General features: G+C 40.9%; 16 protein-coding genes. 12 read left to right on the forward strand and 4 right to left on the reverse strand.

The genetic code is table 11. The annotated features are described in order from the left end of the window. Positions 1 to 174 precede the first annotated feature (174 nt). From K1X76_07425 to K1X76_07460, 8 genes are all read left to right on the forward strand, one after another. A complete protein-coding gene (locus K1X76_07425; GenBank protein MBX7148903.1) occupies positions 175 to 684 on the forward strand; it encodes a hypothetical protein in 510 nt (169 codons plus the stop codon). A 90-nt stretch (positions 685 to 774) separates the two neighbouring features. Further along, the gene (locus K1X76_07430) at positions 775 to 1,155 is read left to right on the forward strand and encodes a hypothetical protein (protein ID MBX7148904.1); all 381 of its coding nucleotides are present in this window, start codon (positions 775 to 777) and stop codon (positions 1,153 to 1,155) included. A gap of 2 nt (positions 1,156 to 1,157) precedes the next feature. Continuing rightward, positions 1,158 to 1,853, forward strand: a complete 696-nt coding sequence (gene queC, locus K1X76_07435) for a 7-cyano-7-deazaguanine synthase QueC (GenBank protein MBX7148905.1) — start codon at positions 1,158 to 1,160, stop codon at positions 1,851 to 1,853. Next, positions 1,850 to 2,404, forward strand: coding sequence for a DUF366 family protein (locus tag K1X76_07440; GenBank protein MBX7148906.1), 555 nt, complete (start codon positions 1,850 to 1,852; stop codon positions 2,402 to 2,404). Before queC ends, K1X76_07440 begins: the two co-directional genes overlap by 4 nt. Beyond that, positions 2,401 to 3,120 (forward strand): 7-carboxy-7-deazaguanine synthase QueE, encoded by a 720-nt coding sequence (locus K1X76_07445; GenBank protein ID MBX7148907.1) that lies wholly within the window; start codon positions 2,401 to 2,403, stop codon positions 3,118 to 3,120. The genes K1X76_07440 and K1X76_07445 overlap by 4 nt, the downstream gene beginning before the upstream one ends. A 21-nt stretch (positions 3,121 to 3,141) precedes the next feature. Next, a complete protein-coding gene (locus tag K1X76_07450; GenBank protein ID MBX7148908.1) occupies positions 3,142 to 4,332 on the forward strand; it encodes a deoxyguanosinetriphosphate triphosphohydrolase in 1,191 nt (396 codons plus the stop codon). A gap of 99 nt (positions 4,333 to 4,431) precedes the next feature. Continuing rightward, entirely contained in the window at positions 4,432 to 4,659 is a 228-nt protein-coding gene (locus K1X76_07455) for a hypothetical protein (protein ID MBX7148909.1), read from the forward strand. Positions 4,660 to 4,727: 68 nt separating this feature from the next. Further along, a complete protein-coding gene (locus tag K1X76_07460; protein MBX7148910.1) occupies positions 4,728 to 5,129 on the forward strand; it encodes a hypothetical protein in 402 nt (133 codons plus the stop codon). On the opposite strand, the gene K1X76_07465 is transcribed toward K1X76_07460, so the two are convergent. Genes K1X76_07465 through leuC form a run of 4 tightly spaced genes read right to left on the reverse strand, consistent with a single transcriptional unit; the run spans position 5,126 to position 9,225 of the window. Then, on the reverse strand, positions 5,126 to 6,424 hold the full coding sequence (locus tag K1X76_07465) for a hypothetical protein (GenBank protein ID MBX7148911.1): 1,299 nt from the start codon (positions 6,422 to 6,424) through the stop codon (positions 5,126 to 5,128). The genes K1X76_07460 and K1X76_07465 overlap by 4 nt on opposite strands. Further along, complete coding sequence (locus tag K1X76_07470) at positions 6,421 to 7,161, reverse strand: outer membrane lipoprotein-sorting protein (GenBank protein MBX7148912.1); 741 nt, start codon at positions 7,159 to 7,161, stop codon at positions 6,421 to 6,423. Before K1X76_07470 ends, K1X76_07465 begins: the two co-directional genes overlap by 4 nt. Before the next feature lie 17 nt (positions 7,162 to 7,178). Then, a complete protein-coding gene (gene leuD, locus K1X76_07475) occupies positions 7,179 to 7,820 on the reverse strand; it encodes a 3-isopropylmalate dehydratase small subunit (GenBank protein MBX7148913.1) in 642 nt (213 codons plus the stop codon). 1 nt (position 7,821) lies between these two features. Continuing rightward, complete coding sequence (leuC, locus tag K1X76_07480) at positions 7,822 to 9,225, reverse strand: 3-isopropylmalate dehydratase large subunit (GenBank protein ID MBX7148914.1); 1,404 nt, start codon at positions 9,223 to 9,225, stop codon at positions 7,822 to 7,824. 48 nt (positions 9,226 to 9,273) lie between these two features. On the opposite strand from leuC, the gene K1X76_07485 reads away from it, so the two are divergent. From K1X76_07485 to K1X76_07500, 4 genes are all read left to right on the forward strand, one after another. After that, on the forward strand, positions 9,274 to 10,266 hold the full coding sequence (locus tag K1X76_07485; GenBank protein ID MBX7148915.1) for an NAD-dependent epimerase/dehydratase family protein: 993 nt from the start codon (positions 9,274 to 9,276) through the stop codon (positions 10,264 to 10,266). Between the two features lie 66 nt (positions 10,267 to 10,332). Further along, complete coding sequence (locus K1X76_07490) at positions 10,333 to 11,049, forward strand: DUF1285 domain-containing protein (protein MBX7148916.1); 717 nt, start codon at positions 10,333 to 10,335, stop codon at positions 11,047 to 11,049. Positions 11,050 to 11,055: 6 nt separating this feature from the next. Beyond that, positions 11,056 to 12,204: a radical SAM family heme chaperone HemW gene (gene hemW, locus K1X76_07495; protein ID MBX7148917.1), complete on the forward strand. Its 1,149-nt coding sequence runs from the start codon at positions 11,056 to 11,058 to the stop codon at positions 12,202 to 12,204. Between the two features lie 127 nt (positions 12,205 to 12,331). After that, complete coding sequence (locus K1X76_07500) at positions 12,332 to 12,979, forward strand: nucleotide exchange factor GrpE (protein MBX7148918.1); 648 nt, start codon at positions 12,332 to 12,334, stop codon at positions 12,977 to 12,979. Positions 12,980 to 12,985 lie beyond the last annotated feature (6 nt).

The following is a 12,985-nucleotide window of genomic DNA, read 5'->3' on the forward strand; positions in this document are numbered from 1 at the left end:
TCCCATTCTATTAGTTTTTCCTGTCTTAAGATATTATCAGTTGTATACACAAAATTATGCAATGCGTTAATTTATGGTTGACAATCTTTGACGCAACGTGTTACCCGTAATTCCGCTGGGGGGGAAATTTAATAACAGGGGAATTATCCCCCAAATCATTTAGAGGAGTAATTTATGGCAAAAAGAAACATTAAGACTGATTTTTTTAAAGAACGTTTAACTCAAGTGAATAAGGTTTTGGAAAAGCTGGAAGGCGAAGTAGAAAAAGCCGTCGAACGCTTGATGAAGCGTGGTGAAAAATCGAGCAAGGTTATCCGTAAAAACTTGGATGAAGTTTTAAACAAGTTGGGCGGATTAGATATTTATTCTAAAGCCAGCGAAAAGAAGGACGAATTAACCGCTGAACTTAAAACCTTGGCCGATGATGTAGTAGCCAAGCTTAAAAAGTTTGACCTTAAAGCTGCTAACACTGTTTTAAAAGAAGTGCGTGGCAATATTGATCAAATTATCGACAAATTACAAGATTCCAACATTGTGGAATTTGCTAAAGACAAAGCTTTAAGTACCAAAAAGCAAGTACTTCAGGTTTTAAGCATTCCTTCTCAAGAAGAAGTAGACGCTTTAAACCGTAAAGTGGTGAATTTGGAAAAGAAGTTAAAAACCATCACCAAGAAGGCTGCTTAACCTATAACAAGCTACCTCCCTCTAAAAAGGCCTGTAAGGCGTACGAAAGTGCGACTTGCGGGCCTTGTTTTTTTTCTGTATGAATAAATAATGGATGTAAAAATTATCGTGATGCTTGTTTCGGCTATTCTATTATTTGTTTTGCTTCTGGTATCGGGAATTTTACTAATAGTTCGTACATCCATAATTCGATCTGAACCTTATCAAAAAAGTATTCGCTTTATACAAGATAGTCCCGACATTAAGACCCAAGTGGGTGAGATTGAAGGCTTTGGCTGGTTTCCAACCGGACGTATAAGAGGCGCTCTCAATGGTGGGCTGGCTCATTTTTTTATTACCATTTATGGAAGTAGGGGTGAAGGTCGTGTGCATGCAGAACTTATTTCATTGGGCTATGGTTGGGAAATACAAAAAGTAGAATTTGCCAACAAGGCTAATCCGTCTGGAATCATTTTATTTGAAAAAAAATAAATATGAAAACATCTCATCCATCATCCATTACTCTTTTGTCGGGCGGTCTTGATTCATATGCTTCATTTCATTGGGCACGCGAAAATACCGATATTGTTTGTGCCGTTACTTTTGATTATGGGCAGTTTGCTGCTCCTCAAGAAATGGCAGTAGCTAAGAAAATATGCGAACGTTACGAGGTAAATCACCGTATTATTGAGTTGACGTGGTTTAAAGGAATGACTGGGCAGGGATTAATTGACAAAAAAGTAATGTTGCCGGCTCTTAGCGAAAATGATTTGGATAATGTGAACATTACTAAAAATACGGCCAAACAAGTGTGGATTCCCAACCGTAATGGTGTGTTTATTAATGTGACAGCCTCTCTTGCCGAGGAAAAAATGGCTAATATGCTGGTTGTGGGTTTTAATGCTGAAGAGGCCGTTACTTTTCCTGATAACTCTTTAGCTTTTGTTGAAAAAAGTAATCAGGCATTGGCTTATTCTACACTCAATCAGGTAAAAGTGATGGCGCCCATGGGAGATAAAAATAAAACAGAAATTGTTAAATGGCTTCTTAAAAATGACGTTCCCCTCGATCTCTTGTGGAGTTGTTATCAGGCCGAACAAAAAATGTGTGGGGTTTGTGAATCGTGTTTGCGTCTTAAGCGTGCCCTCAAGTCGGCCGGGGCTAGTGCTTCTATGGAGGTTTTGTTTTGAATATCCATTTTATAGAAAAAGAAACAGCTTACAATGGCTCGCAGTTGCGCTCCCATTTTATTTTAAATAATACGGGGTTATATGGCGACGGGATTGTGGCCTTTATTGGCCCTTGTGATGTTAAGCTTGATCACATGGTAGATTTGGAAGATGTGATTGCTAAAAAAAGTATTTATTCGGAAAGCATGCTTCATTTCATTGTTGAACATTTTGATATGGATTTGGAGCGCATGGTGTTACGTCAGCGACTTCTGATTTCGCTGATACAAACGGAACTTCTCGATCAATTAGACCAAAAGATTGTACGTCGTGGGGATGATCTTTATTTAGATGAATATAAGCTCACGGTTTCTATTGCCACTACTACGCCCGTATCGTGTGTGATTCATACCGGCATCAATATTAATAGTAACAATACACCTGTACTCACCCAAGGCTTAAATGATTTTGGTATTAACCCGCAGGCCTTTGCCCGCGCGGTGATGAACCGTTATGCCGAAGAAATAGCGGGTGTGACTAAAGCCTGTACCAAAGTAAGAGGGGTTCAGTGAAAGGCCGTATCATCGAAATTTTTTCCTCCGTTCAGGGGGAGGGCTTGTGGTTGGGAATTGAACAAATTTTTGTACGTTTTCATGGCTGTAAACTCAAATGCTCCTATTGTGATACGCCCCTCACGCATCACGCGATTACAAAATCACGTGTTGAAGTTTTTCCTTATACTCAAGAATTTGAAAATCATGCTTTGGAATATGGTGTGGAAGAACTCAACGCCACGCTTTCTTCTTTTAAACTTCAATCCATAGCTATTACCGGTGGTGAACCACTAGAGCAGGTAGAGTTTTTGGAAGCATGGCTTCCTACGCTAAAAACCCAGTACCAAATTCTTTTGGAAACCAGTGGAATAGAGGTGGAAGCCTTTAAACTTATTAAGCAATACGTGGATATGGCCAGCATGGATATTAAGCTTCCTTCTTCAAGCGGAGAAAAACCCTATTGGAAAGAGCATGATTTGTTTTTGGAACAAACATTACCCCATAAGGTTTATGCCAAAATTGTATTTAACGAAAAAATGACCCCTGAAGAAGAGGGGCATCTGGAAACGCTTTTTAACAAATATCCCGAACTTCCTGTTGTTTTTCAGCCGGTATCACCGCTGAGAAGCATAAATCTTCAAGAAGCGCTTTTAAAGGCGCGCCGGTTTTCCCAAAAATTTGGCCCTCGCATCCGGGTAATTCCTCAGGTCCATAAATATCTGGCCGTCATGTAGTTTCTTTTGTATGATGCCCCGATGCCTATTCAAACACGGGACGAATACGAAAAATTTGAAAAAGCCCATCTGGCACCCTATGCCGTGGCCAGCCTCGACTCATCCGGTCGTATGTATAAGGAAGAGGAGCATCCCTTACGAAGTCGTTTTCAGCGCGATCGTGATCGCATTATCCATTCCCGTGCTTTTCGTCGCCTCGAATATAAAACCCAGGTTTTTGTGAATCACGAGGGCGATTATTATCGTACCCGTTTAACCCATACTTTAGAAGTAGCCCAAATTGCCCGCACCATTGCTCGGGGACTCAAACTCAATGAAGATTTAGCCGAAAGTATTTCTCTAGCTCACGATTTAGGCCACACTCCCTTTGGGCATTCGGGTCAGGATGTGATGAACCATTTGATGAAAACGTTTGGTGGTTTTGAGCATAACCGGCAGTCTTTTCGTGTGGTTACTTTATTAGAAGACCGTTACCCTGATTTTCCGGGGCTTAATCTCACCTATGAAGTTCTTGAAGGCATTACCAAACATGTGACCGAATACGACATGCCTGATGGTTCTTTTTTTACACGCAAGGGTTATCCCACGCTAGAAGCCCAGGTGGCTAATTTTGCCGATGAAATTGCCTATAACAATCACGATATCGACGATGGCTTAAAGTCGGGTATGATTGTGCTGAAAGATTTAAAAACAATTGAGTTATGGGAAGATAATTTTCAAATTGTTAAAAAGAAATACCCCGATCACCATCTCAATCACCAAATATCACAGACGGTAAGGATGATCATCAACTATTTGGTGATGGATTTGATGGAAGAAACTATTCGTAATATTGGATCTAAAAAAATTAAGAGTTCTGACGATGTAAAAGAAAAAGGGCTTAACTGCGTGTCTTTTTCGCCTGCTGTTAAAAAGAAAAATCACGAGTTAAAACGGTTTTTGCTGAATAAAATGTACAGGCATTATCGGGTGATACGCATGGCCGATAAAGCCGAGAGGATTATTACTGAACTTTTTAAAGCGTACACACACAATTCTAAAATTTTACCTCCCGATTTTCTGGAACGATATCAAAAGAAAACAAGGTCGCCAAAAGAAGATCTCTCGAAAGAAAAAATTGAACGGATTGTGTGCGATTATATTGCTGGTATGACCGACCGTTTTGCTTTGGATGAATATAAGAAGCTTTTTGACCCTCATGAAAAAGTTTAGAGCCTGTTAAGCAGCAAATGCGTAGCATTTGGTGCTGTTACAGGGTCTTATCCCGAAACTGAAAGTTTCGGGGGTAGAGCTTCCACTGAAAGGCTAGATATGAAAAATAAAACTGTAACCATTAACCTCAATACCCCACTTGCAAAAATCAATGTCGATAATGATGAGTTGATCATCCAGATTCAAGGAAAAGTAATTTCTACCGATGATGGTGGTTTAACTGTTGAAATCAAAACGGTTTCCAATGGAAAAAAGTGGTTTTCTACCAGCCAGTTTAAGGAAATTTTTATTCCTATGTCTAAAGTTGATTTTGTAGTCCTTTCATAAAACGTGAAGAAACTTTTTATCATTATATCGTTTTTTTTATTCCTTTTGCGTATTCTCAGGAAAAATCAGTGTTTTTAACCGGTAGTGACGCTACCTTAAACATGGTTGAACAGGATGATGTTGATGGTGTTTATAGGCAAAATCATCTTTTGGAATTAACTAGTAAAGATGGCAAGAAAACAGTGTTTGAGCTACAGCCCAGTTCGGAAGCTCATTGTGCGGTGTTAATGCCCGATAAAAAGAAATTATTGGTGTCGGGTGTGTCTGGTGGTTCTGGAACGTGGTGGCTTAAAGAATATAACATTTCACAAAAAAAACCGGTTCAAGATTTATCAAAAATTATTTCTTCCGGTTTTTCTTATCCTTTATGTATTCAGCTTGTTCATGGTGAGCTCATTATCCCTGGAGACGAAACCGATTTTGTGGTGGATCTTGTTAAAAAAACAACTCAGAAAAAACCAAAAACTTAATGTGGCGATTTCTTTTTTACTTCCCCGCCAAAAGTATAGCTAAGTTGGGCGCCCACGCGTGAGTTGTTGTCGAAGTACGAAATAGGCGAGTAGGTAATATCACCCTGTGTAAGAATAAGAGCTGTTAGTGAAGCTTTTAAATCCTTATAAATCTTGGTTTCGGCATCAAACAAAATAGCCGTTTCGGCATTGGATAGATCTTTGATAACTCCAAGCTTAAGGGCACTCATGAGTTTATTTTGAAAATCCCAGGTTACACCTAAAAATACATCATTTTTAAACGGTCTAAAGTTTTTTAAATTGGATTCGTGAGAATCTTCACCCAAGTATTCGGCTGCCAGCGTCACATTGCTTTTGCCCAGTACACCATAAAAAGTGTAATCGGCACCTGGTACAAATTGAAAGTAATTGCCGGGCAAAGCATTGCCCCCTTCAAAATTGATGGCATGGGCCTTGTCGCTATCGTTATCGGTATGAGTATAGGCACTTTCAAAATAAAAGCGAAACCCCTTGTAGGGTACTTCGGCATTAAAAGCGATAATGTCGGCCGTGTAATAAAAAGGACGAACTCTTAGTCCACCGGTTCCATCAAGCATAAGTAAATATGCCGGATCGTGATGAGGGCCGTGATAATACAAGAGAGAAGCATCGCCAAAAGAAAAATTACTTTTAATGGCTAAAGCTCCTGCCAAGGTATTGGCCCCATTGGGGCTATCCTGATTTTCAAAAAGACTATAGTCAATGCCGTTAGCCTGGCCCCGTAGGCCAAAACGTGTATCACGGTTGGGAAGAGGGGTGGTTAAAAATAATGGAAAAAACATGCCTTCAAACGAGATGTTTTTTAACACACCTTGGGTTTCTAAAGAATATTGATACGCCACTTGCACCTCGCCCATGAGAGGAGGGTTGTAAAAGTCGGTTTCGTAATCTTTGCGGTTTAATACCTGTGACGGGTTAAAAGAATTAGCAACGCCCCATTCTCGTATTTTTTCGCCAGCTAAAATTTGATGATGAGATGTATAGTATAAAAAGTAAGCTTCTTGAGGATCGTAACGATTACGACTTGCATCTAATACATCCACTTGAATGCGGGGATGAAGATCAATTTTAATATTTTTTTCATTGCCGTACATTAAGTCGATATCGGCGGCAATGGTATCGGTATCGTTGTGTGAATGAACATTGCGGTTTTTTAAAAAGCTTTGGTGTTCAAAAGAGGCCGTTGCTGTGTAATCCACACGGGCTAATGCCGGAAGCGATAAAAAAAGAAGGAAAGCTAGAGTAAAAAATTTCATCGCGTTAGAGCCTCCATTTTAAACGTACTTTCGGGAAATGTTTGGCCAATAGTGTGGCTTTTAAGACGCATGGTGGTAAAGCGCCCACTTTTGGTTTCGGTCATGGTTACTTCTAAAGGTCTCCAAAATTTACCTTCAAGCCTTGCGTAATGCTCAAATACAGCTGTTTTTAAAAGAGTGTTATTTTTGGCATAAAATTCTGTTTTTAAAGTTTGATAGGTATTGGTGGTAATCCACGAAATGGTTTTAGAGTAAGAGGAGGATGTACGTGCCGGGATGGCTTCAACAACAGTACAATCTTTGTTACCTATTGTTTCATTTTTTAATAAATTATAATCGTACAAAGCGGTATTTTTTGGAGCTAAATCTTCATGAGTAAATTCGGTGCCCAAAAAAAATCCGTTTTGGGTGCCGGATGCAAGTCTTCGTGTTTTACCCAACGATGGCAAATACAGCCATTGAATATCTTGGCCCAAACTTAAAAGTTTAGCCCCTTTTACATCGTCTGGAGAGGTTACTATAAGTAAGGTTTTTCCGCTTTCTTCGCGGTAAATTTCAAACCCGCGTTCTGTAACGCTTTTGTTTTTTTCTGTGGTAACAAAAGTACCAGCAATAAATTCGGTTTTATATCCCTTATTAGAATTATTTTGAGCTTCAATTATTTCTAATCCTGTTTGTGCATAAACAACAGGGCATAAAAATACAAAAAGAATAAAATAGGAAAAGGATTTTATCATCAGATCTTTAATACTAGTTAAGACGCGGCTCTGTAGTTTTCGTGCGTCTTTTCAAATTTATCGATGGCATCGGTAAATTTGAGTGAAATACCAATGTCATCTAGGCCTTCTAGCAATTTTTTACGCACGGCTTCATCAATAGAAAACGAAAAAGTTGTTTCGGGCTGGGTAAGGAAGGAAACGGTTTTGTTTTCCAAATTTACCGTAGCTTTAATGCCGGGGTTTTTTAAGACAATACCTTTAATGGTGGCATATTGCTCTTCGCTTAGTTCAATAAGCAATAAACCGTTTTTAGAAGAATTGTTTTTAAAGATATCGGCAAAGCCGGGAATAATTTCGCCGTCACTTTTCTTTTGAGGGGCTAATACTACTTTATAACCGTATTGAGCAATGGCCCAAACAGCGTGTTCGCGCGAAGAACCACAACCAAAATTATTGCCGGCAACCAAAATAGAGGTGCCTTTATAGGCAGGATTATTGAGTTCAAAATCGGGGTTAAGACTGCCATCCGGTTTTCTTTTCCAATGCTCAAAAAGAGATTCTCCAAAACCGGTTTTTTTGATCGATTTCAAAAATTCTTTTGAAATGATTTGGTCGGTATCAATATTACCGCGATCGAGTAGCGAAACAATGCCTGTATGGGTTTTAAATGGTTCCATATTATTTCCAATTCCTTAAATCAACAAAGTGTCCGGCAACTGCAGCCGCCGCAGCCATTTCGGGGCCTACAAGATGTGTGCGTCCGCCTGTGCCCTGACGACCTTCAAAGTTACGGTTAGAGGTAGAAGCGCAACGTTCCTGCGGTTTTAATTTATCCGGGTTCATGGCTAAGCACATGCTACAACCGGCTTCGCGCCATTCGGCGCCCGATTCCAAAAAGATTTTATCCAAACCTTCAAGCTCGGCTTGTTTTTTAACCTGTTCACTGCCAGGCACAATTAAAGCGCGTACTTTTCCATTTACCTTTTTACCTTTTAAAATGTTGGCGGCGGCACGCAAGTCTTCAATGCGTGAGTTGGTACAGCTGCCAATAAACACAGTATCAATGGTAATGTCGGTAATTTTGGTTCCTGCTTTAAGTCCCATGTATTCGAGTGCTTTTTCGGCATCGCCAGCAGTAACGTTTTTGGCTTTATCAGGGAAGGGCACAATATCATCTACGCTGGTTACCATCGACGGGCTGGTTCCCCAGGTTACTTGCGGGGCCATTTTGGATACATCAATGGTAATTTCACGATCAAAATGAGCGCCTTCGTCACTTACCAGTTTTTTCCAAAAGGCAATGGCTTCTTCCAGTTTTTTTCCTTTGGGAGCAAAGGGACGGTTAGAATTTGAAACATAGGCAAAAGTTGTTTCGTCGGGGGCAATCATGCCGGCACGGGCACCGGCTTCGATGCTCATGTTACAAATGGTCATGCGTGCTTCCATGGATAAATTGCGTATGGCTTCACCGGCAAATTCTAATACATAACCGGTGCCACCGGCGGTTCCAATTTCGCCAATGAGTTTTAATACAAAATCTTTGGCTGTTACCCAGGCGGCCGGTTTACCAATAAAATTTACACGAAAGTTTTTTGCTTTCTTTTGAACCAAACATTGTGTGGCTAGCACATGCTCTACTTCGCTTGTGCCAATACCAAAAGCTAATGCTCCAAAAGCACCATGAGTAGATGTGTGTGAGTCACCGCAAACAATAGTGGCTCCAGGTAACGTAATACCTAATTCGGGGCCAATCACATGCACAATGCCTTGTTTATCGGAGTTAAGGCCATAAAGCGTAACACCGGTTTCGTTACAATTTTTTTCCAGCGTTTCAATTTGCGCTTTGGCAATTGCGTCTTTAATATTTGTTTTGTCTTTTGTAGGAACGTTATGGTCCATGGTGGCAAAGGTTAAATCGGGACGGCGTACCTTGCGACCGGCCAGTTTAATGCCTTCAAAAGCCTGAGGACTTGTTACCTCGTGCACCAAGTGACGATCGATATAGAGGAGGGTAGAACCATCGGGAAGTGTAGTTACCACGTGGTTTTCCCATACTTTGTCGTATAGAGTTTTTTTGTTCATGACGCTGGCTTCCTAACATGCTAGGGATGGATAAATCAAGGAGCTTTTATGAAAGCATTTGTTATTGGGGCAACGGGTATTATTGGTAATCATGTGGTGCGCAGCCTTGTGGCCCGTGGGCTTCCTGTCCGTGTGTTTTCGCGCGGGCTTACGCCGTCTAAAAATTTAGAAGATTTAAACACGGTGGAAATCGTCAAAGGTGATTTGTACGACACCGATTCGCTGGCGCGCGCCATGGAAGGCTGTACTCATCTTTTTCACACCGCTCCTTATTATCCGCTCAACATGTTTGATACGCCTGGGCATCTTAAAAGTGCCATGCAGGGGATTGAATCGGTTCTGACCGCTGCAAAAAAAGTGGGTATTAAACGCATGGTGTATACCAGCACGCTCACCACCATTGGCAAACCGCATCACTCCACAGAACTGGCCGATGAAACCTGTGTTTATGATTTAACGGCCAAACAGCCTCACCCTTACTTTGCCATCAAGCCTCTTATGGAAGCCCGTATGCGTGAGGCAGCTTTAAAGGGGGAGATGGATGTGGTGATGGTAAACCCAACCGGCTGTTTTGGGCCCTACGAGCTTAAACCAGTGGAATTGTGCCTTATCCCTCAACTCATCAATAAAAAGATACCGGCTTATATCGAGTGCCCTATGAACGTGGTGAACGTGGCCGATGTGGGTGAAGGGCATGTGCTAGCCATGGAAAAGGGGCGTTCGGGCGAACGTTATATTTTGGGAGGTTTTAACACCACCACTGGCGATACTATTAAAAAAATATGTGAGGTAGCGGGAGTATCGCCGCCTAAAGTTAAAGTACCGGTTAAAATGGCTTTGGTGCCTACCTTGCTTTCGGAATATATGGCTCGAATGACTCATTCTATTCCCAAATTAACAAGTTTAGGAATTCGATTTGCTCAATATGGCCAGCATTTATCCATTCAAAAAGCGGTGACCGAGTTAGGATATCAGCCCACTTCCATGGAAAAATGCTATGAAAAAGCCATTAATTGGTACCAAAAAATAGGATATTGTTGAAAAAATGCTAGATAAGCTAACAATATTACTTGTCTTTCGGCTAAATCCTGCTACAAAAGCGTAAGCATGGAAAACCGCATTAAAAAGGCTCGGGAAGACGAAGTTATTAAATTAGATGGGGAAGGTAACTGGTTTCATGGCGAATTTCCCATTTTACACGACCGAACTATTCAATTTTTATACAAAAATATCGAACGCGACGACCAAGGCTTTTACTATTTAACGGGTGAAGATAAACCCGTATATTTTAAAGTAGAAGAAGTTCCTTTTTGGGTGGTGAAAATTGAGCGTACTATTGCCGGTTATTTGATCACCTTAACTGATGGCGGTATGGAATTGCTCCAGCCCGATTCGATGTGGGTGGGAAAAAATGATGCTCTTTATTGTGTGGTAAAGGGTGATATCCCGGCCAAGTTTTCTCGGGCGGCCTATAACGACATCACGCGCGATTTGCAAAAAGAAGGGGCTAAATACATTTTGGCGTTGGGTAAAAAGCGTCATCCTTTAGCAACTAAAGCCCCCGATGGTATTGTTTTAGGCAGTAAAGATTTAAAACATGCCGGTGCCAAAAAACCTGAACGTGATTTAAAAGCTTATTACCAAGAAAAAATTACTTCCGAATCAGAGGCTTCTTCCAAAAAAGCAAAGGGTTCCGAGAAAAAGAAAAAGCAAAAGCAAAAAGTAGAAAAAAAGGCCAAAAAAGTAAAAGCTGCCAAAAAACAGCTAAAAAAACCCGCCAAGAAGCCTCAAAAAAAAGCCGCTAAGAAGAAATTAAAAAAATAATTTTTAATGTTTCTCTATATTCATTTTCCCTATTGTCTGTACAAGTGCGTTTATTGCGATTTTAATTCGTATGCAAGTAAAGCTCATAATATTCCATTTAAGGAATATAACGAGACGCTTAAAAAAGATTTTTTACACAAGCTGCCCTTTTACCCAAAGCAACCACTTAAAACTATTTTTTTTGGAGGAGGAACGCCTTCGTTAATGGAGCCTTCCGGCGTGCGTGATCTTCTTGATTTTATAAGAGGGCATGTAGGGTTTGAATCGGATATTGAAATTACCCTGGAAGCAAATCCTAAAACGATTGCACTCGATAAGCTAAAAGCTTTTAGAGATGCTGGTATTAATCGCATCTCTCTGGGTGTTCAAAATTTAAACGAAAAGTATTTGCAAAGCTTTGGCCGTATTCATTCCGCCCAAGATGCCTTAACGGCTATGGATGATATTATGGAGGCCGGTTTTAAAAATTGGAGCGTAGATCTTATTTTTGGTTTTCCCGGCGAAACTTTAGATGAGTGGACAAAAACCCTGGAGAAAATTCTTACTTATTCCATGCCGCATCTTTCGGCCTATGCCTTTACGGTGGAAGAAGAAGCCCCCTACGGTAAAATGGTGAGAGAAGGGCGTGCTGTAAAGCCCAATCAGGATCTTCAGGACGATTTGTTTTGGCTAACCCGTAAAAAGATGCAGAAAGCCGGTTTTATGGCTTACGAAGTATCTAATTTTGCAAAGCCAGGCTACCAGTCGCGCCATAATATAAACTACTGGCGTTATGGCGCCTTTATAGGCATTGGTGCGGGGGCTTATGGGCAATACTTTACGGGGGAGGAAGCTTGTTTTGCCAAGCGTTTGTTTACCGTTAAAACTCCCGATTTATATCAAAAAGCAGTGGGTTGCGGAGATGCTTTTTATACAGAAGAAAAGATATCTAAAAAAACAGCCATGTTTGAGTATCTGATGATGGGTTTGCGTTTGGAAGATGGGGTTAAGGCAGACGATTTTGAAGAGAAATTTGGGGTGCCACTGTTGGATGTTTATGGAAAAGCTGTTGATGAAGCGCGGAGGAGAGGGTTGATAACGACGGATGGTTTTTGTTTAACACGGGAGGGGATTGGGTTACTTAATACGGTGTTGCTTTTGTTCCAGGGAGAGTAACCCCCTCCAACTCCCCCTTAACTTAAGGGGGAGAGAAAAGAAAGCTCCCTCCCTTAGACTAAGGGAGGGTTGGGGTGGGTTACTCTGCAGGCTTGACAGTGCCGATATTGGAAATTATTAAGGAATTATGAAAAAGAATGTCGATAATTTTGCAGGTGATAAAGTACAGGAATTAAAAGATGTTTTGGGCGGCAATAAAACCGTATCCGATTCGTCCGAAAATGATTTGAGTTCCGGCGAAGCTCTTCCCTCTGGTGATGTTCAAGACTTTTTAGACAAGATTAAAACCCTGGAAGAAGAACTGGCTAAAGCACAAGAAATGGCCACGCTTCAAAAAGAACAGGCTTTGCGGATGATGGCCGAATTTGAAAACTCCAAAAAGCGGATGCAGCGTGAAAAAGAGGAAATGACCAAATACAGTAACGAAAAAATTTTAAATGAGCTTTTTCCCATTTTGGATAATTTAGAAATGACCGTGTTTCATGGTAAAACCGGCAAGGGTGATGCCAAAGACCCTTTTATTGAAGGCGTGGCCATGGTTATTAAACAATTTGTTTCGGTATTAGATAAATACGGTGTAGAGGTGGTGAGTGGCGAAGGTCTTCCGTTTAACCCCCATGTTCAAGAAGCTATTGGTTATGAAGACTCAGACTGCATTCCTCCTGGCAATGTGGTAACTGTTCACCGAAAAGGATATTTGCTTAATAAACGTTTGGTGCGCCCAGCCAGTGTAACGGTAGCCAAAGAAGCCGGAGAAGAACCTACTGTGCATTAATAAGGA

The sequence above is a fragment of the bacterium genome (assembly GCA_019695305.1).
Lineage (GTDB): Bacteria > UBA10199 > UBA10199 > UBA10199 > JAIBAG01 > JAIBAG01.

Bases quoted from the DNA above. Each gene is read 5' to 3' on its own strand.
- K1X76_07425 (MBX7148903.1), top strand. From the start codon at position 175: ATGGCAAAAAGAAACATTAAGACTGATTTTTTTAAAGAACGTTTAACT.
- K1X76_07430 (MBX7148904.1), top strand. From the start codon at position 775: ATGGATGTAAAAATTATCGTGATGCTTGTTTCGGCTATTCTATTATTT.
- queC (MBX7148905.1), top strand. From the start codon at position 1,158: ATGAAAACATCTCATCCATCATCCATTACTCTTTTGTCGGGCGGTCTT.
- K1X76_07450 (MBX7148908.1), top strand. From the start codon at position 3,142: ATGCCTATTCAAACACGGGACGAATACGAAAAATTTGAAAAAGCCCAT.
- K1X76_07455 (MBX7148909.1), top strand. From the start codon at position 4,432: ATGAAAAATAAAACTGTAACCATTAACCTCAATACCCCACTTGCAAAA.
- K1X76_07465 (MBX7148911.1), bottom strand. From the start codon at position 6,424: ATGAAATTTTTTACTCTAGCTTTCCTTCTTTTTTTATCGCTTCCGGCA.
- K1X76_07470 (MBX7148912.1), bottom strand. From the start codon at position 7,161: ATGATAAAATCCTTTTCCTATTTTATTCTTTTTGTATTTTTATGCCCT.
- leuD (MBX7148913.1), bottom strand. From the start codon at position 7,820: ATGGAACCATTTAAAACCCATACAGGCATTGTTTCGCTACTCGATCGC.
- leuC (MBX7148914.1), bottom strand. From the start codon at position 9,225: ATGAACAAAAAAACTCTATACGACAAAGTATGGGAAAACCACGTGGTA.
- K1X76_07485 (MBX7148915.1), top strand. From the start codon at position 9,274: ATGAAAGCATTTGTTATTGGGGCAACGGGTATTATTGGTAATCATGTG.
- K1X76_07490 (MBX7148916.1), top strand. From the start codon at position 10,333: ATGGAAAACCGCATTAAAAAGGCTCGGGAAGACGAAGTTATTAAATTA.
- hemW (MBX7148917.1), top strand. From the start codon at position 11,056: ATGTTTCTCTATATTCATTTTCCCTATTGTCTGTACAAGTGCGTTTAT.
- K1X76_07500 (MBX7148918.1), top strand. From the start codon at position 12,332: ATGAAAAAGAATGTCGATAATTTTGCAGGTGATAAAGTACAGGAATTA.